The sequence below is a fragment of the Citrobacter sp. Cm046 genome (genome assembly GCF_030333065.1).
Classification (GTDB): domain Bacteria; phylum Pseudomonadota; class Gammaproteobacteria; order Enterobacterales; family Enterobacteriaceae; genus Citrobacter; species Citrobacter murliniae.
Window position 1 is genome coordinate 220,361 of record NZ_JAOWGP010000046.1, and the last position, 21,568, is coordinate 241,928.

Genomic DNA, 21,568 nt, shown 5'->3' on the forward strand with positions numbered 1-21,568 from the left:
GCGTATTTAAAGTGATAATCATAAGATATCTGGTACGGGAAACGCTCAAAAGCCAACTTGCGATCCTTTTCATTCTACTTTTGATCTTCTTTTGTCAAAAGCTAGTCAGGATCCTCGGTGCGGCGGTTGACGGTGATATCCCGGCAAATCTGGTGCTCTCGCTTCTGGGGCTGGGCGTGCCAGAAATGGCGCAACTTATCTTGCCATTAAGCCTGTTCCTCGGGCTGCTAATGACGCTGGGTAAACTGTATACCGAAAGTGAAATTACGGTCATGCACGCCTGCGGTCTGAGCAAAGCGGTGCTGGTGAAAGCGGCGATGGTGCTGGCGTTGTTTACCAGTATTATTGCGGCGGTGAACGTCATGTGGGCTGGACCCTGGTCCTCAAAACATCAGGATGAAGTGCTGGCGGAAGCGAAAGCGAATCCTGGCATGGCTGCACTCGCACAGGGGCAATTCCAGCAGGCCACCAACGGCAGTTCGGTACTGTTTATCGAAAGCGTCGATGGTAACAACTTCAAAGATGTCTTCCTCGCGCAAATCCGCCCGAAAGGTAACGCCCGTCCTTCGGTGGTGGTGGCTGATTCAGGACATTTGACCCAGTTGCGCGATGGCTCTCAGGTGGTGGTGCTGAACAAAGGTACGCGCTTTGAAGGTACTGCACTGTTACGCGATTTCCGTATTACCGACTTCCAGGATTATCAGGGAATTATCGGTCATCAGGCTGTGGCGCTGGATCCCAATGATACCGATCAGATGGATATGCGCACATTGTGGACGACCGATACCGATCGTGCCCGTGCGGAACTGCACTGGCGTATCACATTGGTATTCACCGTATTTATGATGGCGCTGATGGTTGTGCCGCTGAGCGTGGTTAACCCGCGTCAGGGGCGTGTGCTTTCCATGCTGCCAGCAATGCTATTGTATCTGATGTTCTTCCTGATCCAGACTTCCCTGAAGTCGAACGGTGGCAAAGGTAAGCTTGATCCAGCGCTCTGGATGTGGACGGTTAACCTGCTTTATCTGGCACTGGCGATTGCGCTTAACCTGTGGGATACGTTGCCAGTGCGCCGCTTGCGTGCCCGTTTTCTGCGTAAAGGAGCGGTATAATGCAGCCCTTTGGTGTACTTGACCGCTATATCGGTAAAACGATTTTCACCACCATCATGATGACGTTGTTCATGCTGGTGTCGCTCTCCGGCATCATCAAGTTTGTAGACCAGCTCAAAAAAGCCGGGCAGGGGAGCTACGATGCGATGGGCGCAGGGCTGTATACCCTGCTCAGCGCACCGAAAGATATTCAGATCTTCTTCCCTATGGCCGCGCTGCTCGGCGCGTTGCTGGGGCTGGGCATGCTGGCCCAGCGCAGTGAACTGGTAGTGATGCAGGCTTCTGGTTTTACCCGTATGCAGGTCGCATTGTCGGTGATGAAAACCGCTATTCCGCTGGTGTTGTTGACGATGGCTATCGGTGAATGGGTTGCGCCTCAGGGCGAACAGATGGCGCGTAACTATCGTGCGCAGCAGATGTATGGCGGCTCGCTGCTTTCAACCCAGCAGGGGCTGTGGGCGAAAGATGGTGACAGCTTTGTCTACATTGAACGGGTGAAAGGTGACGAAGAGCTGGGTGGTATCAGTATCTACACCTTTAACGATCAGCGTCGCCTGTTGTCTGTGCGTTACGCCGCGAATGCAAAATTCGATGCCGATAATAAAGTCTGGCGCCTGTCGCAGGTTGATGAATCTAACCTGCAGGATCCGAAACAAATCACCGGTTCGCAAACTGTGAGCGGAACCTGGAAAACCAACCTTACGCCAGACAAACTTGGTGTGGTGGCATTGGATCCAGATGCGCTCTCCATCAGCGGTCTGCATAACTACGTGAAGTACCTGAAGTCGAGCGGCCAGGATGCCGGACGCTACCAGCTCAATATGTGGAGCAAAGTCTTCCAGCCGTTATCGGTAGCGGTAATGATGCTGATGGCGCTGTCGTTTATCTTTGGCCCGCTGCGTAGCGTGCCGATGGGTGTGCGCGTGGTGACAGGGATTAGCTTTGGTTTCGTGTTCTACGTGCTGGACCAGATCTTTGGCCCACTGACGCTGGTGTACGGTATTCCACCGATCATCGGCGCGTTGCTGCCAAGTGCATCGTTCTTCCTGATCAGCCTCTGGCTGATGCTGCGTAAGTCATAGCATCTGCCCCTCTCGTTGTTCGGGAGGGGCCTCTTCCTGCTAGCGTTTTCTGCCGCCCATTAAACTTCCTAACATGCCACGGATTATCTGGTTAGTGACCTGACGCGCCGCGCTTTTCGCCACGCTTTGTACCACACCATCGCGCTTGCCTCCGCGTGGTCCGGTGCTGCCAAACAGGATATCCTTTAGCCCGCCAAGAATACCGTCGTCCACCTCGACTGCTTTGCCGTTGGCTGGGGGGGTATTTTGCTGTTCGGTACTGGCCTGAACCCCTTTCTGTAAGCGTTCATAGGCGGATTCACGATCGACCTCTTCTTCATATTTGCCGTACAGAGAAGAGTGATTAATTAACCCGTTACGTTCATCGTCCGTCACCGGACCCATCCGCGAACACGGTGCAATCACCATTGCCCGTTCAACCACTGAGGGACTGCCTTTGGCGTCGAGAAATGAAACCAGCGCTTCGCCGGTGCCCAACTCCTGAATGGCTTTTTCGGTATCAAATGCCGGATTGGCGCGCATGGTTTGCGCTGCCGCTTTCACCGCTTTCTGATCTTTGGGCGTGAACGCGCGCAGGGCGTGCTGCACACGGTTGCCCAATTGGCCGAGTACGTTGTCAGGAATATCAGACGGGTTTTGCGAAACAAACCACACGCCGACACCTTTTGAGCGGATTAGACGAATCACCTGCTCGATTTTATCCAATAGCACCTGCGGAGCGTCATTGAACAACAGATGGGCCTCGTCGAAGAAGAATACCAGCTTCGGTTTCTCCAGATCGCCCGCTTCCGGTAATTGTTCGTACAGCTCGGAGAGCATCCATAGCAGGCTGGCAGCATACAGTTTGGGCATCTGGTAGAGCTTTTCGGCGCTGAGGATGTTGATCATCCCTTTACCACTGGTGTCGGTGCGCATCCAGTCTTTAATCTCCAGCATCGGCTCGCCAAAGAAATGCGCTGCGCCCTGTTGCTCCAGCGACAGTAATCCGCGCTGGATAGCCCCCACCGAGGCGCTGCTGATGTTGCCATACTGATTCTGGAAGGATTTGGCGTTATCGCCGATGTACTGGGTAATCGCCCGCAGATCTTTGAAATCGAGCAGGAGCAGCCCCTGATCATCAGCAATGCGGAAGATAATATCTAATACGCCAGACTGTACGTCGTTCAGGTTCAGCAGCCGGGCAAGAAGCAGTGGCCCGAGATCAGAAACAGTGGCGCGAACGGGGTGACCTTTCTCGCCAAAGATATCCCATACCGTTACCGGATTGGCATGTGGCTGCCAGTCGGTAATACCGATATTTTTCAGGCGAGCGAGCAGTTTTTCTGACGCTTGTCCTTCCTGTGCCACACCGGTTAAGTCACCTTTCACATCAGCCATAAATACCGGCACACCAATCTCAGACAGCGATTCGGCAAGCTTTTGTAACGTGACGGTTTTGCCGGTCCCGGTTGCGCCGGTAATCAGCCCGTGACGGTTGGCCATGCCTGGCAGTAAAAACAGTTCGGTGTCCGGTGTGCGGGCAATTAACAGGGGTGTGCTCATTAAGATTTCCTCCATTTATCCTGCCTGGAGTATAGGCAATGTGAATGAAAGAAAGTATGCGACAGGGAGAGAAAATGACTTAAAGCGTATTGCCGTGATAAATCTGATACCCCAAATCAACCGTGTTGTGGTTATGGTCGTTGTTCTTGATTTTGCTCAGTAACATTTGCGCCGCCATGCGCCCAATGTCAAAACGCGGAGTAATGACGCTGGCGAGGCTTGGGATCATCTGCCTGCCCATTTCCAGTCCGTGGAACCCGGCAATGGAGATCTGCTCCGGTACGGCAAGGTTGTGTTCGCGACACAACAGCAACGCACCCATCGCAATATCGTCATTGGTACAAAAAACGCCGTCTACGTCAGGGTGTGCCGTGAGGGCATCACGCATCATTTGTGTTCCCAGGTGGATGGATGAAATCGCGCGCGGATTGACGCGCAGCGGCTCCAGTCCACGACGCGTCATGGCATCGCAGTAACCGCGGTAGCGCTGCTCATCGCGGATATCATCTTTCGACCCCAGATAGAGAATTTTGTGGCGCTGGCGTTTATCCAGCATGGTGCTGACCATATCAAACGCCGCCTGACGGTTATCAAAGCCCACTTCCATATCCAGGCGATCGCCCTGAATATCCATCAGCTCAACCACCGGAATGGTGGCTGATCGCAGAAACTTCACGGTGCGCAGAGTGTGATATTTCTCGGAAAGAATAATACCGTCGATATTGTACGAGAGCAGGTTAATCACTGACTCTTCTTCGGATTCCCGGTCGTAATTGTAGTTAGCGATCAACGTCTGATAGTTATGGTCCGAGGTCACCGATTCAATACCTGCAAGGATGTCGGCGAACAGTTGGTTTTGAAAAGAGGGGATCAGCACACCGAGCGTATAGCTTTGCGCATTCAATAGCATTGCGGGCGCACGGTTAGGGATGTAATTAATCTCCTCCATAATCTGCGCGATACGTTCACCGGTTTCCTTTGCGACCTTTTTCGGCGAACGGATGTAGCGGCTCACTGTCATTTTGGTCACACCCGCCAGGGTGGCGATGTCTTGCAAAGAAATTCTGTGGTTCCTCATTTTCTCTCCAGTGCCGGGGAGCACTGACTTTCGCTCCCCGGTAAATACCGTATTAATGCAGGATGGCGTTCAGCGCCAGAACCCCCAGCAGTCCCATAATGGAAATCAGCGTTTCCATTACCGTCCAGGTACGTAACGTTTCCCCGACGCTGAGATTAAAATAGCCTTTAAACAACCAGAATCCCGGATCGTTAACGTGTGAGGCAATCACGCTGCCCGCGCCAGTTGCCAGCACCATCAGCGCCGGGTCAGCATGGGTGACGTTAATAATCGGCAGCACCACACCCGCAGTAGTAATAGCGGCAACGGTCGCTGAACCGAGCGCGATGCGCAGCAAGGCGGCTACCGTCCAGCACATCAGTAGCGGAGAGAGCGAGGTGCCTGTCATCAGGTGTGAGATATACTGCCCCACGCCGCTGTCCACCAGAACCTGCTTAAACGCACCACCACCGGCGATGATAAACACAATCATCGCAATCGCGCCGATAGAGTCGCCAATGATATCCATAATTTGCTCAATCGTACGTCCGTTACGTCGACCAAGGGTAAAAATAGCGAGCACGATGGCGATAAACAACGCGACCGCAGGGTTACCGATAAACTCAAAAAACACCCGTACGCTGTTGGTTTTTGGCAGCGTAATTTCGCATACCGCCGCTACTGCCATCAGTATTACCGGGATAACCGCCGCAAAGATACTGTTCCAGAATGATGGCATTTCTTCTTCGGTGAACAAATGTGGGTTGAATAAACCTTCCGGTGGCGCTTTCTCAAAACGGGTCAGCAGCTTGGAAAACAGTGGTCCGGCGACAATCACCGTCGGGATAGTAATGATAAATCCGTACAGCAACGTGGTCCCCAGGTTCGCCTCGAAAATCGTGGCGATCGCCGTTGGTCCCGGATGCGGCGGCAGAAAACAGTGAGTAACAGAAAGGGCGGCAACCATTGGCACGCCGACATACAGCAGCGGCAGGCCAGATGAGGCAACCACTGTAAATACCAGCGGTAGCAGCAGAACAAAACCGACTTCGAAGAACATCGCCAGACCGACGACCAGCCCGGTGATTACCAGCGCCCACTGCACGCGCTTTTTCCCGAACGTACTAATCAGCGTGGTGGCGATGCGTTGGGCCGCACCAGTATCGGAAATTAGCTTCCCGAGCATTGCGCCGAAACCCAGGATCATCGCCAGTCCGCCAAGCGTCCCGCCGATGCCGTTTTGTATTGAGTGCAGAACGGCCTGTGCATCCATCCCTTCGGCAAAACCGACGACAGCCGCAACCAGTACAAGGGCAATAAAGCCGTTAACTTTAAAGCCAATCATCAGGACCAGAAGCAGCGCGACGCCTGCCGCAATTATTATTAATGGCATAATCGTTTCTCTTATACACCCGTCATACTTCAAGTTGCAGGTATGTGGGCTGCGCTCACTCACCCGAATCACTTACTCAAGTAAGCTCATCGGGTTCATTCACTTGCCGCCGTCCTGCAACTCGAATTATTTAGGGGGGGCCAAAAATGCAGCGCCTGGGCGCTGCGTGATGTTGCGTTGTGTTGTATCAGACGGCGACCAGCATGCCGCCATCGACAAACAACAGGTGTCCGTTAACAAAATCTGACGCTTTGGAAGAAAGGAATACCGCTGCGCCAATCAGCTCCTGCGGATCGCCCCAGCGTGCGGCTGGCGTACGTTTGCACAGCCAGGAGGTGAAGGCTTCGTCCTCGACCAACGCTTTGGTCATTTCGGTTTTGAAGTAGCCAGGCGCGATACCGTTCACCTGAATATTGTGGCGCGCCAGCTCAACGCACATCCCGCGGGTGAGCATTTTCACCGCGCCTTTCGATGCGGCATACGGCGTAATGGTGTCACGCCCCAGTTCGCTCTGCATGGAGCAGATATTGATGACTTTCCCGGCCTGGCGTTCAACCATGCGACGGGTCACCGCTTGTGATACCAGGAATACCGCCGTCTGGTTAACGGCAATGACGTCGTTCCAGTCCTGCTCCGGGAACTCGGTGAACGGATGGCGGCGCTGGATACCGGCGTTATTCACCAGTACGTCGATCGGACCAATATCTTTTTCGATATGTTCGATGGCAGCATCAATATCCTGTTTATGCGTAACATTAAAAGGTGCAGCAACGGCGCGAATACCTTCCTGCTGCAGTTTCGTAACAGCGGCTTCTGCGCGTTCTGGCGTAATATCATTGACGATAATCTGCGCGCCATATTTACCGAGCCCAGTCGCCAGTAAATAACCAATTCCCTGAGCCGAACCGGTGATCAGAATATTTTTGCCGTCCAGTGAAAAAAGATCGTTCATTATGCTATTCCTTATTGTCTGTCTTCGAATACGAGCTGGACTTTTGCCGCCTGGGTTTTATCCCCGGCGAAAATCAGCGCTTGTTCGAGGTCGGTAAACGGATATTCGGCGCTCAGTAATGGCAGCGGATCGATAACGTTATTCGCCAACCACGACACCGCCGTGTTGAATTCAGTGGTAAAGCGGAAGGAGCCTTTGAGAGAGATTTCTTTGCCGATCAGCATCATCATCGGGAACTCCGGCACGGCGCCGCCCATGCCAACCTGTACCATCACACCTTTCGCGCGGGTGACTTCCAGGCAGGTGGTAATCGAGGAGGGATGCCCGGAGACTTCGAAACTGACGTCGAAATAGCCTTTCTCTTTTTTCCATTCGTCGAGAGAGTCCTGCTGCGGATTAATGAGCGTATCCGCTCCCATCTGCTGTGCCAGCGTGAGTGAACGCGGACTAATGTCAGCACAAACAATCTCTGCCGCGCCAAGCGTTTTCACCGCGCTGACGATCAGACAGCCGATAGGGCCAACACCGGAAATAAATACGCGCTTGCCCTGCAGATCGCCCGCTTCATGTGCGGCGTGGATCGCCACCGCCAGCGGTTCGGCAAAGGCCATCACTTTTTCATCTGCCTGCTGCGGGTAGGGAATACATTGCGCAGTATCGACGGTTTTAAACTGAGTAAAGCCGCCGTCAACGTGGGGAAAATACATGGCGCTGCCAAAAAAGCGCATTTCCGTGCACTGGTTTTCTTCATGCTGCAAACAGTATTTACAGTGACCACAAGGCTTAGACGGATTAATAGCAATCGACTGACCTTCATGTAATTCTTTTGAATCACTATGGACAACTTTACCAATGACTTCATGGCCTAAAATCATCGGCGCTTTTACGGTAAAGTTACCAACTTTACCTTCCTGATAATAATGTAAATCGGAACCGCAAATACCACCTCGGGTAATTTGTACCAATGTTCCTTTATTATTCCATTCAATATTTTGGTCTGTAATGGCAACAGTTTTCTTACCCGCGACAACGCAGGATTGTGTTTTGACTTGCATAAATGCCTCACTGGTCAGGTAGTAACCTCGGCAGCATTTAAACGGTTTTATTTGTTATTATTTGTGACATAGATCACGCTGGAAAATTGTTACACTACAATGTTACGCATAACGTGATACGCCTTGTAATTCTCAGCAGCAGCGCTAAAAAAGCGTGAAATTCCTAATGTGGGAAGCGTAGTATCGCGGCATGGAAACAGGAATCTGGAGTTTTTTTTGATGGCCGGGGAAAGTTATATTTTGATGGGCGTTTCGGGTAGCGGTAAATCATTAATTGGCAGCAAGATTGCCGCTGTATTATCGGCTAAATTCATTGATGGTGATGATCTCCATCCAGCTAAAAATATTGATAAAATGTCTGAAGGCATTCCGCTAACCGATGAAGACCGACTCCCCTGGTTAGCGCGATTAAATGACGCCTCATACAGCCTGTATAAAAAAAATGAGACCGGATTTATTGTCTGCTCGTCATTAAAAAAACAGTATCGCGATATATTGCGCCAGGGTAGTCCTAATGTGCATTTCCTGTGGCTGGACGGCGATTACGAGACCATTCTGGCGCGCATGCAGCGTCGGGCAGGACATTTTATGCCAGTGGGTTTGCTGAAAAGTCAGTTTGATGCGCTGGAATGCCCGCAGGATGATGAACACGATATTGCCCGTATTGACGTGAACCACGACATCGAACATGTGACGGAACAGTGCCGCCAGGCGGTACTCGCGTTTCGTAACGGGCAATAAGCTCAGCCCCGGATGGGACTGAGCCACTGCATCAGAAGTCGGCTTTTAGCACTACGCGGTAGCGGGCTTTGCCGTCACGCACGTGCTGGATAGCTTCATTAATTTGCGACATCGGGTACAGCTCGGTGGTTGGAGATACTTTACTGCGCCCAGCAAACTTCATCAGCTTGCGCAGCTCAAAAGGTGTGCCGGTCGCTGAACCGGAGATACTGCGATCGCCGGCAATTAAAGTGAACGCCGGAACCGGCAGCGGCTTCAGCACGGCACCGACGGTATGGAAGTTACCGCCGTAAGCCAGCGCTTCAAAATAGGGTTGCCAGTCGAGATCGACGTTAACCGTATTGATAATCAGATCGAACTGGCCCGCCAGCGCTTTTAATGCCTGCGGGTCACGGCTGTTGACCACTTTATCCGCTCCCATCGCCAACACTTCCTGCTCTTTCGCCGGGTTTGAACTGAACGCCGTCACTTCACAACCCATCGCGTGCAGCAACTTAATAGCGATATGCCCCAGACCGCCGATACCGATCACCCCGACGCGGCTGGTCGCTGTAATGTGATGCATCAGCAGCGGTTTGAATACCGTGATGCCGCCGCACAACAGAGGTCCCGCAGCCGCAATATCGATGCTCTCCGGCAGCGGGATCACCCATTGCCAGTCGGCACGCAGCTTCTCGGCAAAGCCACCGCGATTGAGAATGGTGGGAACAGAACCTTCCAGACAGTTAATCTGATTGCCGCTGATACAGGCATCGCAGTGCCCGCAGCTACGTGCCGTCCAGCCAATACCAACGCGTTGACCGATCTTCAGCCCTTTATCCTGCGCCGCACTGCCGAGCGCGGCCACGCGACCAATGACCTCATGTCCGGCAACCAGCGGATACTGAGAGAATTCCCATTCGTTGTCGATCATCGACAAATCGGAATGGCAGATACCGCAGTAGTCGACCTGCACCTCGACATCTTCCGGCTTTAACTCACCCGCATCATATTCGTAGAGTTCGAGTTCGCTGCCCGCCGCTTTTGCGGCGTAGCTTTTTATCATCGACATCATGTTCCCCTCATGTGGTGTTGAACTGGAAGTGTAGAGCATGGGGTAACGGGGCGCTTCGCAGAAGGGGGGATTAAGGTGGTTGTTGCGGGGGATAAACTGTGATGGTGATTGCAGGCGCGTAACGTAATGCTGAAATTTTCAACACTTAGCGCGCAAGGTACACGCTGGAGCTTGCATGGTGGCGCATGACAGGTATAATCCACAACGTTTTCCGCATCCCTTCCGTGCCGGAGTGGCGAAATCGGTAGACGCAGTTGATTCAAAATCAACCGTAGAAATACGTGCCGGTTCGAGTCCGGCCTTCGGCACCAAAAGTATATAAATAGACGTCAATTGACGTCTTTTTTATGCCCAAAATCCGTGCCACACAAGGCTTTCCACGATTTTCTCCTCAACTGAAGTCAACCTAACTCAATCCACATCAACAAGCTTGTGAGTATACTAATGAGTATATTTGCCGATTCGATATTGCTTGTATACTCACGAAATACCAATGGAAGGAGGACCATTATGGCCCTAACGGATACTAAAGTTCGTTCTGCAAAACCTGAGGAGAAAGAGTATTCACTTGTTGACGGTGACGGCATGTTCTTACTTGTAAAACCTAACGGTTCCAAGTATTGGCGATTTCGTTTCCGTTTTGGCGGTAAACAGCATTTGATGGCGTTCGGTGTCTATCCTGAAATTTCACTGGCGGATGCCAGGAAGAAAAGGGAAGAGGCCAGAAGGTTGGTAGCTGCTAGTATCGATCCTCGTGAGCATAAACGTGCTGTGAAAGAAGAGCAGGCGAAAGAAATTATTACTTTCGAGAAGGTTGCCAGAGAGTGGCTCGTGACCAACCAAAAATGGTCGGAAGATCATGCTAATCGCGTAAAAAAGAGTTTAGAGGACAATATCTTCCCGGCAATTGGTGCTCGCAATATTGCTGAATTGGGTACCCGCGATTTGTTAATTCCCATTAAAGCCGTCGAGACATCTGGCCGTCTTGAAGTGGCCTCCCGTCTTCAACAGCGCACCACGGCCATCATGCGTTATGCGGTGCAAAGCGGGTTGATTGATTACAACCCGGCGCAGGAGATGGCTGGAGCCGTCGCATCTGGCAATCGACAACATCGCCCGGCGCTGGAGTTAAAGCGCATCCCTGAATTACTCCAGAAAATAGACGGCTATACCGGCAGGCCACTAACCCGTTGGGCAACCGAACTCACTCTGCTTATCTTTATTCGATCCAGTGAGTTGCGTTTTGCTCGCTGGTCAGAGATCGATTTTGAAACGTCAATGTGGACCATCCCGCCTGAGCGAGAGCCTATTCCCGGCGTGAAACATTCTCAGCGAGGATCAAAGATGCGTACACCTCATCTGGTGCCGCTTTCAAAGCAGGCGCTGGCGACTCTGAAGCAGATAAAACAGTTTTGTGGTGATAAGCATGAGCTAATTTTTATTGGCGATCACGATCCCCGCAAACCGATGAGTGAAAACACGGTGAACAGTGCGCTGCGGGTGATGGGTTATGACACCAAAGTTGAGGTTTGCGGTCACGGCTTTCGTACAATGGCCTGTAGTTCGTTAATTGAGTCAGGGCTATGGTCGAAGGATGCGGTTGAAAGGCAGATGAGCCATATGGAACGCAATTCGGTGCGGGCGGCGTATATCCATAAAGCGGAACATCTGGACGAACGCAAGCTGATGTTGCAGTGGTGGGCTGATTTTCTGGATGCGAATCGGGAGAGAGCGATTACGCCGTTTGACTATGCGAAGATCAATCGGGGTAATATTTAGAGTATATGTTTAATTAAGATAAAACTAATCAACCATCAACTAGCCTCGCTTTGGAGGCTAGTTGATGGTTTTGGGTTTGACCCGCCGTCTCTGGATGTGTTTTGTATCATTGGTAACGTTGTACGGATAGGGAAAGATACGATGTTGAAATCGCTCGTAATGACTGTGTCAAAGAGCCTATAGATATCATGGGTTAGCTTTTATACAATAGGTGAATTCTTACTTTAGAGAACATGAACTCATGAGCGCAATCACATTACGTAAAGCGTTGGGTGTACTTGCGAAGTCATCTTCGTTTTCCGTCACCACCGTGACACACCGTCAGAAGGATGAGTTCGATCAGTTAAAGGAACAACTGTTTGTTAAACAAGAGATTGAAGCCGAGTTACAACGCTATCTGGATGTTGCTAAACCCGGTGAAATCATTTTTTTGTGCGGTAGTAGCGGGGACGGAAAGTCCGAAATTTTAACCCGCTGTCAGTCAGATCCGCGTTATCAGCGGCGGTTTATTTTTCATCTGGATGCCACTCATAGCTTTGCCCCTCGACAATCAGCCATTGATGCTTTGAATGAGTTATTTGCTAATCATCATCAGCAGTCATCTCCATTGCTCATTGGCATCAACACCGGAATGCTTGCTAACTTTGCCCGAGAAGGCGCTGAATGCCACAGGGTGATCCGGTCTGCAATTGACTCATTTTTATCAGGGCAGCAGGATGAAAGCCGTCCCTACCGTAACGAGAATTGTTCTTTTTTTGATTTTGAACATTACCCTAAATTCCAGTTTGACGAAAATAAACAATATTCATCATTTATTAAGACCTTATTAGATAATTTAACTCGTGATGATGATAATAATTTATTTCAGTTTATTTTTCGGCGCGATGAGTTAATTAATCCAGATCTAAAAGAGGTCGCAAACTTTAAATTGCTTTGCATGCCAGGCGTGCAGAGTTTATTAATTACGCAGCTCTTTAAAGCGCGATTAATTAAAGACCAGTTTGTAACGACCCGAACGCTGCTGGATTTTTTGCATCATCTGCTGATGGGGCCTGGCTACTTATTTGATAATCTCTTCACCGGTGCAGAAAATGATCTGATCAAAAAAGTTTCCGATTTTGATCCCGCCAGATTGCACACCTATGAACTTGATCAATTTGTTTTGCGCTATGAACTGGGGCTGGTTGACGCTGATCTCGATGATTTTTTAGCCGCACTTGAGCCGTTGCACATTAAGTTTGATCGCCAGAACGTTAAGTCTGGTGACGCAACCTCCTTGATCCGGCTTTTCTGGCTGTTGCAGTACGAGTCATTGGGTAATGATTATCATCGGAAATTTTCCGCGTTCTTTAACGAATCGCTGTTTGAACGTTACTCAGAAATCTGGCACTTGCATAGTAATTACACAGCAGATCCGGAGCAAAAAAGGTCACTGAATCGCTTTTATGCTTTTGAGCTTATTGCTGGTATCCAGCGCTATGCTAACCGCAAAGCGCCTGAATTAAGTATGCAAAAAGAAGAGTTCTTTTTGGGTGAGTTCGGTGGTGTTAAAATAACCGCACCGGTAGAGATAAAGCCTGACTGGGACTCTATTCGTAATAAACACACGGCTCATCCTACCGGCTTTGATATATATTTAAAGGTTGGGTGTAACGCACTTCCTCCTGTTCACATTGGACTCAATCTCTTTGAACTTTTGTACAAATTGAACAATGGCTATCGTCCTAATAAATACGATAAAAATGCCATAGTTCTGCTGGATGAACTCGTTGAGTTAATTGCCGAACAAGCTAAATCTAGCCGCGATATAAAATTTTATGATGGCAGATTCCGAGTCTATCGCGCAAAAGCAGATGACGACATAATATCAATTAGCTGCATGGAGGGATAACATGATGTATCCCATTACCCTAAAAAAACTGAAAGTTGGAAACAATATAGTCGATAGCTATTTACCAGTGCGTAACAGCAATAATAATATTGATTGGAAAATAGTTACTGGTCTGGTCCTTAGTTATGCACTTAAACATAAGATTGATGATTACGATTTCTCTCAGTTTCGTGATGACTGCAGATCTGATTTGCAGAGAGTACTTGAAGATCCAGAATTTTGGTCGATATTGGAAAGAATGTACTTTACAAACTATGATGTTTTTCGTGTATCTCCGCTTTTTTTACTTTTCCATGCACAATTTTCTGATGATAAAATAAATGTAGGCTCCACAGCAGATAAGCGACTTGCTATCCTATTTTCTAATCTGATAGGGGAGTTTTCATTAAATTATCCAATACAAGATAATTTAAATTTCATCGAGCAAAGAATGTCGGGTAAACTTGCTAAAAATGTTACTCCTTTTTTGGGAAGGGGACCATTTACAGAAGAACAACCATATTTACCCTATATGGTGGAGTGTTTTCAGTCAGATCTTTCATTTTTAGCAGAGCATCCAAAGTATCTTTTACAAGAGCTAACCAATACTCTTCGATTGTATGCCTTCAGCTGGTGTGCTCAATTAGCGCTCAATATTGATAACTGGAAAGATGGAGTTCCAAAAAGCAAATCGTTGTTTTTTATTCTTGATAGTGAGAAGGCTAGCTCCGAACGTGATATGTTGAAACGATATGGCTATAAACTATTCTCAAGTCAAAGTGAAAAACTTTTTCCCATGCTTTCTGCATTAGAGGTATTACAGTGGGAAAAAGGCGAAAAAAAACGTCCACTATGGCAGGTTTATCAGGATGTACTAAATTATCCAGACACTTCATTTCAGATATTAAATGCGCTTAATAAATATTTGAGTGAATTTATTGAGAATCGGAAGCTCGAAGCTAGGGAAAAAGCATCAACTCTAGAAAGTGCCTTCAATCAATTTTTTTCTGTTGCTCTTGAACAATTCCAAGATAAAAAAGATAGGGCAGCAGTAAACCGTAATTACATAAATGAGTTGGAAAGAGAAATCTGTACAGGTTTCATTCAGGTCCGTGGTCGGGCAGGGAAAGTGCTGGTGCTGAATCAGGATCGTCTTCTGTTGCTGACCAATCTCACTGTGGGCAAAAATGACAAACTCCGCCTACATGAACTGCTGCGTGGTTTTGAACAGCGCGGTTTTTATCTGGACAACCAGTCGGCGCAAACGCTGGTGGCGTTTTATGAACGCATGGGAAATGTAGAGCGAATGAGTGACAGTGGAGACGCCGTGTATGTCCGTAAAACAGTATGAAACCTATCTGGCAGAAACTTTTATTGAATGGGTAGGTGGCATCATTCAGCCCGGCGAGCGCTACCAGTTCAAATCTCCCGATCCTGATAATGCCCTAAAACTGTGGGAAGCATTCGTCTCTCTGGCGGACGGCAATCAGTTGGAAATTGCGCCAGGGCAATATATTGATTGCCTCCCCTGCAATGGTGTTCAGCTTATTCCTGTACTGCACGGAGCCGAGGCCCCAGCATTCACAGAAAACTACATTTCTCATTTGCGCGATGAAGTTGCAGGGCGCAGCGGCGTTTTTGCCCAAACAGCGCTGTTGATTATTCACAACAGTATGCTCGATACCCTGATTAACAGCACGAAAGACGTGGCGGCACCGGATGCTATCTGGTACCCACAAACATTCAGTCATCAACTGGAAAAGCTCATTACTACTAATAGTAACCGTTCGGAATTGTCCCGCTGTTTGCTGGAGGATCAACTGGCGACGGTACTGGATGAAGGCGCGACCGTATTTGGTTTCTCGTCGCTGTATCGCTTGCTGGATGATGGCAATCTGGATTTCTCTGAGCTTCATCTGTTTAAAGATGATGAACTACTGAACTATAGCCAGAAGCAGCTACGCACCCGACTGAATGAAAACCGGAAATTATATCGCCAGATAGAAGATAGTGTTGAACGCTACAGTGGACAGCTGGAGAATGTGCTGCCTGAGTTTAGTACAAAATTCATTCAGGAGCATTTTTACGATAAAGATGACTGGCGTGAGCTCGATTTCTCCGACTATAGGAAAGAGAAAGAACAGAATAGTGAACAAAAACTGGTGCTGGAGAACGTCTCCGTCGAAAACGGCGAGGTTTGGCAACGGGCGAAAAGCGCCAGTAAGGCAGGCAAACGTGACATCAGTCTGCTGGTGCAGGTGCAGCCAGGGCAATCAAAGGCTGAGCTGGAGTTCAGTTTTCAGGGTAATGATCTTCAGGATAACCAGATAAAGATTGCCCATAATCGCCAGTTAAAGAAAGCACCTTTCTGGCGCACCAGCCGGGCAGGCGGCAAGACTTCCCGCATTATGGCGTCGGTGCCTTTTGACGGGCATCCTTGCTTCTTTAGTCTCGAACTGACCAACCGCAATAATTCAGCTGAAGAGTATAAATTTCGCCTGTTGTTGGTCGAGCAGGGACAATTCTGGCTGAACGATATTCAGCACTGTTACCGCATTGAGCCAGGTAAAGAACAAATAACTCTGCAACTGGAAGATAACACGCTGCGTATTGCCGAGTCTGGCAACCTGACCTGTACGTTGAATGACGAGAGCGAGGACATAGACTGTCAGCATTATGCTCAGGTGAATTTTGAGACGTTGGCAAATCAAAGTGACCTGGTTCAGTTTGCGATCGTGTCTGGCGATTCCCGTCTGTCGTTTAACATAGAGGGACCGGGAGCAGAAGAAGGGCTAACGCTGCCACTGCTTTTTGACCAAAGCCGTTTCAACAAATTGTTTAAGGAAGAGGGCAATGCAACCTGGAACCGACTAAAAGGGCGCATCATACTCGATAATACTGAACACAAGGTCGTCGGTGTTCGTCAGCAGTTGTTGATACTGGAAGCCTCATTAATTGAGCGACGTCTGCTGGGTACGGGAAGTGACGATAGCGAGTTTGCGCTGGATGAACTTCTTGCCAGCTACCCCGATCTCCATAACGCTTATGAGCAGTTATTTGCCTACTATCATCGTCGTAACACCCTACCGAGTCTGGTGTCGTGGTCAGCGGAATATCGCACACTGGTCAGCTACATTGTTACTACGTTTGAACAGTCACTCCAGCAAATCGGCCTGAGCAGAGCGCTGACAGCGCATGAGAAACGTCTTCTCCATCTGGGGATCTGCCGCAATGATAGCCATGAGCGCCTCTCTCCGCTGCATCCTCTGGTGCTGGCCTACCATCTACAACTGGCAGAAACTATCGTCGCGGAGTCGGAGCAGCACGATTCGGCATCATTTGCCACACTACCGCCGATCACTCTTGATCGCTTGATGGTTTCCGGATTAGTGCCCTTTGTTTATCACAGTGAGCATGAATACGCGCAACTACAGCCGGTGGATGAAAACCGCTTCTGGATTGATGTGGTTCCCCAGCGGCAGGTCAGCCATGACTACGTTAAACGTCTGGTAAAAGACAAACTTAATGAGTTCACGGACGCTTACGCCCGGTTGTTCCAGAGCGCTGAAAACAGTGCGTTGATTATCAATGCTATAAATCAAGGGAACGCCAAAGAACTGTTTCTGGGATTAGTAGAATATTTTAAGCAAGAAAAAGAGCAGGCTATTTCGGTTCATGTGAACTGCTACGATGAACGTTTGCTACCCAATATGTTTGATCATTTTGCCGAAAGTGGTAGCTATGAACAGCTTAAAAACGATCTCGATCTGAACAGCGGCGTATGGCGGGCGGAAGCCGATATGCTGATTGACCTGCTGCGTAGCCGGTTAACGTTCAGCAAGTTTGTCCTGCCGTCAGAAAGTGACAAGCTGGCCTATGCACATCTGGCATTTTTCACCAATACAGCACCTGTGGATTGCCGCCAGATCCGCATTGAAGATGCGTCCAGTGGGGTATTGTGTCATGGGTTGATCGCTGGGGAAGGTGCCGAAACGCAGGGGGATGCTTACTTTACCGCGTTTGGACTGCGTGATGTGGATACTGAGTCCTACTGCGCCCTGCGTCTTGCCCGACTAATCGGCTGCCTGTGGCAACCTGCACGTCAAAGCAACAGCCAGTATCATGGACAAGGGATCGGCCTGGCTGTGAGCGGCAATTTTAAGCAGCTGCTCAATTACTCCTACAATAGCGCGCTCTGGACCACAATTATTGATCCAAAAGTCACTCTCGACTTTTTCACCAGTCAGAAAGATGTGGTGCTTATCCACTATTCTGACCAGTACACCAGTTGCGCAGGCTACGATGCCGTCACCGTCACGAAGCAGGTTGATTTGTTCCTGCGGTTGCTCCAGACCGGAAGCCAGTCAGGGCAACCTGCTGTTGATAGTCAGCATTTGCTGGCTGAATTTAACGCCTTTAATGGCGAATGGCTGCTGAAAATGCTGCGCTCCAGTGAAAGGGAGCGTAAAGAGAAACACGGCATTATAGGTGCGTACAAATTTGTGCAATCCATGCTGCACCAGTCCGATATTTGCTGGATTCCGTTATCGGTGGCCGAAATGATCCGCGTGTCCGGCAATGTCGGGCTGAAAATGAAAGAGAGCGATTTATCGAGAAATTTACAGGGGTATCGTAACGGTGCGATCTCTGATGATGTGCTCTTTGTCGGGTTCAAAGAAAACCGCCTCTATTTGTTGCCGCTGGAAGTCAAAACCGGGGCTCGACCGGACTACGGCTATGCAGGCCAACAGGCTTGTGAACTAAAACGTTATTTACAACAGGATATTCTGGAACCACAAACGCTGGCATCACAATTGTACCGGGCGCTCTTTATTCGTCAGGTGCTGATGCAGGTGGAGAAACTGCGCCTGTATGGTGTGCTGGATAGCAACAAACTGGCTCCCTTGCTGGATCGACGCGAATGGTGGTTAACGGGTGACTATCAGTTAGGTGAGTTGGCCGACTATGTGGACGGCTTCGTCGTGGCGCATGTGGACAGCGCAACCTGTTTCGATCTCTCTTATAAAGAGACAGCGGAGAATATCTTACAGATCGAAATCCCTTATTCATTGCTGCCTTCGCTGATTGCCGCACAGGGGAATGAACTATCTCTTGCAGAACGTTACCGGGTGCCGGAAAAATATCGGCTTAAGTCTGGGGGCGATGCCACTCCGTCACAACCCGAAGCCGTGGTAGAAGTCACCACGCCGACTACTGTACAGCCCGTTTCGAAACCGGAGCCGTTACACCCTGCGGTAGTGGTAGTTCCTGATCTCAGTGATACGCCATTACAGATCCTGTTCGGTCATGATGCTGTGCATCAGAGCCCATTGCATTGGGAGCCAACCAACACCGCGAAGTTCATGAATACCAACACCGGCATTATTGGAACGATGGGCACCGGGAAAACTCAGTTTACTAAATCACTAGTAACACAGTTAATGCGTAATCAGTCCTGTAACGTTGATGGTAAACCTATTGGTTTGTTGATCTTCGACTACAAATCAGACTATGTGGATGAGGCTTTTCTTGATGCAACGGGAGCCAAAAAGTACAAGTTATTTAAGCTGCCTTACAACCCCTTATCTTTGTTTGGCGATACGCCAATGCTACCAATCCATACCGCTGGTGGACTATCGGAAACGATGGCGAAAGCCTATGGGTTGGGCCATAAGCAGCAGCTCAAATTAGAAAATCTGATCTTAGAATGCTACGAAGCAGCAGGCATTTCGCCGGAAGATCCGACAACATGGTCAAGGACTGCACCGACGATTGAAGATGTATGGCAGCTCTTCCTCGGTCAGGAAAAGGTTGAAGAAGATTCGCTTTATGCAGCACTTTCTAAACTGGCGCGTTACAAGATATTCGAGACCATCCCGGAGAAGATGACCAGCTTGTACGAACTGATTGACGGCGTCACCGTGATTGAGCTGGCTGGCTACCCCCCTGAAGTGCAAAACCTGGTAGTCGCGCTCACTCTGGATCTGTTTTACGCGCAGATGCAAAAACGCGGTAAACCGGTGGTTCGGGGGGATTATCGTCAGCTTACCAAAATGATTCTTGTGGACGAAGCCGATAACTTTATGCGTCAGGATTTTTCCAGCCTTCGTAAGATCCTTAAAGAAGGCCGTGAGTATGGCGTTGGTGCGATCCTGTCAACGCAGGAGATCACTCATTTTAAGACCGGGGAAAATAATTATGCTTCCTATATTTTAACATGGGTGATCCATCGTGTTTCTGAGATTAGGAATGCGGATATTAAGGCGGTATTTAACGTCGATGATAAAGGTGAGCAGGAGTCTTTGATGGGACAGATTCGGCAGCTTGAGAAGCATTTTAGCCTGTATGTGGATGGAGATAAGCGAGTTAAGAAGATGCGGGATCGAGCATTTTGGGAGTTAGGGAAGGTGCGAACAAGTTCCTGATATGAGATCATCATATTCATCCGGAGCGCATCCCAGAGGGACATCATGAGCCATCAACTCACCTTCGCCGATAGTGAATTCAGCACTAAGCGCCGTCAGACCCGAAAAGAGATTTTCCTCTCCCGCATGGAGCAGATTCTGCCATGGCAGAATATGACCGCTGTCATCGAGCCGTTTTATCCCAAGGCGGGCAATGGCCGACGGCCCTATCCGCTGGAGACCATGCTGCGTATTCACTGCATGCAGCATTGGTACAACCTGAGCGACGGTGCCATGGAAGATGCCCTGTACGAAATCGCCTCCATGCGCCTGTTTGCCCGATTATCCCTGGATAGCGCCCTGCCGGATCGCACCACCATCATGAATTTCCGCCACCTGCTCGAGCAGCATCAACTGGCCCGTCAATTGTTCAAGACCATCAATCGCTGGCTGGCCGAAGCAGGCGTCATGATGACCCAAGGCACTTTGGTGGATGCCACCATCATTGAGGCACCCAGCTCTACCAAGAACAAAGAGCAGCAACGCGATCCGGAGATGCATCAGACCAAGAAAGGCAATCAGTGGCACTTTGGCATGAAGGCCCACATTGGTGTCGATGCCAAGAGTGGCCTGACCCACAGCCTGGTCACCACCGCGGCCAACGAGCATGACCTCAATCAGCTGGGTAATCTGCTGCATGGAGAGGAGCAATTTGTCTCAGCCGATGCCGGCTACCAAGGAGCGCCACAGCGCGAGGAGCTGGCCGAGGTGGATGTGGACTGGCTGATCGCCGAGCGTCCCGGCAGGGTAAAAACCTTGAAGCAGCATCCGCGCAAGAACAAAACGGCCATCAACATCGAATACATGAAAGCCAGCATCCGTGCCAGGGTGGAGCACCCGTTTCGCATCATCAAGCGGCAGTTCGGCTTCGTGAAAGCCAGATACAAGGGGCTGCTGAAAAACGATAACCAACTGGCGATGTTATTCACCCTGGCCAACCTGTTTCGGGTGGACCAAATGATACGTCAGAGGGAGAGATCTCAGTAAAAACCTGAAATAACGCCAGAAATGGTGGAAAAAATAGCCTAAATAGGCTGATTCGATGTGTTTGCGGGAAAAAAATCGGCCCAGATCCGCGAAATTTTAATCAGCGAGTCAGCTTGGGAAGAAATGACCTGCTTATTCGCACCTTCCCTAAGTACAAAGACCTTCCAGAATCTGCGCTCGTTGATACCACTCATCTTCAACACGAGTGTGATATCAAATCAGTCGAGGAGTTTGAGTCTAAAGTGAGCCACCTGACAGCATTGCTAGAAGAGTGCGACTTAGAGTCTGAATTTTATTATTCCAAGTATAAGTCCTGTTTTGAAAAGCTTAATCCGGAACTGAGCTACGCTCTGTCTGAAGCAGTATCAAGTTATCATTTTGATGATGCTCTGGAGCTAATGGTTCAAATCAAAGTCGAGTTAAGTCAATTCAAAGAGACCGTTGTGGATGAGTTACTTTGAGACTGTAATTTAAATTGTG

At 49.5% G+C, this 21,568-nt stretch carries 15 protein-coding genes and 1 tRNA gene; 10 read left to right on the forward strand and 6 right to left on the reverse strand.

Annotation, left to right across the window (positions count from 1 at the left end):
* Positions 1-11 precede the first annotated feature (11 nt).
* Positions 12-1,112 (forward strand): LPS export ABC transporter permease LptF, encoded by a 1,101-nt coding sequence (lptF, locus tag OGX98_RS22310; RefSeq protein ID WP_045439231.1) that lies wholly within the window; start codon positions 12-14, stop codon positions 1,110-1,112.
* Positions 1,112-2,194, forward strand: a complete 1,083-nt coding sequence (gene lptG, locus OGX98_RS22315) for an LPS export ABC transporter permease LptG (RefSeq protein WP_045439235.1) — start codon at positions 1,112-1,114, stop codon at positions 2,192-2,194. The genes lptF and lptG overlap by 1 nt, the downstream gene beginning before the upstream one ends.
* Positions 2,195-2,233: 39 nt before the next feature.
* On the opposite strand, the gene OGX98_RS22320 is transcribed toward lptG, so the two are convergent.
* From OGX98_RS22320 to idnD, 5 genes are all read right to left on the reverse strand, one after another.
* On the reverse strand, positions 2,234-3,736 hold the full coding sequence (locus OGX98_RS22320; RefSeq protein WP_045449409.1) for a helicase HerA-like C-terminal domain-containing protein: 1,503 nt from the start codon (positions 3,734-3,736) through the stop codon (positions 2,234-2,236).
* A 79-nt stretch (positions 3,737-3,815) separates the two neighbouring features.
* A complete protein-coding gene (gene idnR / locus OGX98_RS22325) occupies positions 3,816-4,814 on the reverse strand; it encodes a DNA-binding transcriptional regulator IdnR (protein WP_045439240.1) in 999 nt (332 codons plus the stop codon).
* A gap of 52 nt (positions 4,815-4,866) precedes the next feature.
* Positions 4,867-6,186: a gnt-II system L-idonate transporter gene (gene idnT / locus OGX98_RS22330; RefSeq protein ID WP_048222237.1), complete on the reverse strand. Its 1,320-nt coding sequence runs from the start codon at positions 6,184-6,186 to the stop codon at positions 4,867-4,869.
* A 187-nt stretch (positions 6,187-6,373) separates the two neighbouring features.
* Positions 6,374-7,138 carry a gluconate 5-dehydrogenase gene (gene idnO, locus OGX98_RS22335; protein ID WP_225760491.1) on the reverse strand — a complete coding sequence of 255 codons (765 nt, stop codon included), beginning with the start codon at positions 7,136-7,138 and terminating at the stop codon, positions 6,374-6,376.
* A gap of 11 nt (positions 7,139-7,149) precedes the next feature.
* Positions 7,150-8,193, reverse strand: coding sequence for an L-idonate 5-dehydrogenase (gene idnD / locus OGX98_RS22340; protein WP_045439253.1), 1,044 nt, complete (start codon positions 8,191-8,193; stop codon positions 7,150-7,152).
* 219 nt (positions 8,194-8,412) lie between these two features.
* Between idnD and idnK the strand changes: the two genes are divergently transcribed.
* The gene (gene idnK / locus OGX98_RS22345) at positions 8,413-8,934 is read left to right on the forward strand and encodes a gluconokinase (protein WP_225760408.1); all 522 of its coding nucleotides are present in this window, start codon (positions 8,413-8,415) and stop codon (positions 8,932-8,934) included.
* A 31-nt stretch (positions 8,935-8,965) separates the two neighbouring features.
* On the opposite strand, the gene ahr is transcribed toward idnK, so the two are convergent.
* The gene (gene ahr / locus OGX98_RS22350; RefSeq protein WP_286596011.1) at positions 8,966-9,985 is read right to left on the reverse strand and encodes an NADPH-dependent aldehyde reductase Ahr; all 1,020 of its coding nucleotides are present in this window, start codon (positions 9,983-9,985) and stop codon (positions 8,966-8,968) included.
* 229 nt (positions 9,986-10,214) lie between these two features.
* On the opposite strand from ahr, the gene OGX98_RS22355 reads away from it, so the two are divergent.
* The 7 genes from OGX98_RS22355 (at position 10,215) to OGX98_RS22385 (ending at position 21,549) form a co-directional block, all read left to right on the forward strand.
* A tRNA-Leu gene (locus OGX98_RS22355) sits at positions 10,215-10,299 on the forward strand.
* Positions 10,300-10,498: 199 nt separating this feature from the next.
* A complete protein-coding gene (locus OGX98_RS22360) occupies positions 10,499-11,767 on the forward strand; it encodes a tyrosine-type recombinase/integrase (protein ID WP_112094754.1) in 1,269 nt (422 codons plus the stop codon).
* A 241-nt stretch (positions 11,768-12,008) separates the two neighbouring features.
* The gene (gene dptF / locus OGX98_RS22365; RefSeq protein WP_286595937.1) at positions 12,009-13,658 is read left to right on the forward strand and encodes a DNA phosphorothioation-dependent restriction protein DptF; all 1,650 of its coding nucleotides are present in this window, start codon (positions 12,009-12,011) and stop codon (positions 13,656-13,658) included.
* Between the two features lie 4 nt (positions 13,659-13,662).
* Positions 13,663-14,988, forward strand: a complete 1,326-nt coding sequence (gene dptG, locus OGX98_RS22370) for a DNA phosphorothioation-dependent restriction protein DptG (protein WP_286596012.1) — start codon at positions 13,663-13,665, stop codon at positions 14,986-14,988.
* On the forward strand, positions 14,969-20,062 hold the full coding sequence (gene dptH, locus OGX98_RS22375; protein WP_286595938.1) for a DNA phosphorothioation-dependent restriction protein DptH: 5,094 nt from the start codon (positions 14,969-14,971) through the stop codon (positions 20,060-20,062). Before dptG ends, dptH begins: the two co-directional genes overlap by 20 nt.
* A gap of 45 nt (positions 20,063-20,107) precedes the next feature.
* Positions 20,108-21,088 (forward strand): IS5-like element ISKpn26 family transposase, encoded by a 981-nt coding sequence (locus tag OGX98_RS22380; RefSeq protein WP_039025567.1) that lies wholly within the window; start codon positions 20,108-20,110, stop codon positions 21,086-21,088.
* 113 nt (positions 21,089-21,201) lie between these two features.
* Positions 21,202-21,549, forward strand: coding sequence for a hypothetical protein (locus OGX98_RS22385; protein ID WP_286595939.1), 348 nt, complete (start codon positions 21,202-21,204; stop codon positions 21,547-21,549).
* The last annotated feature ends 19 nt before the right edge of the window (positions 21,550-21,568 follow it).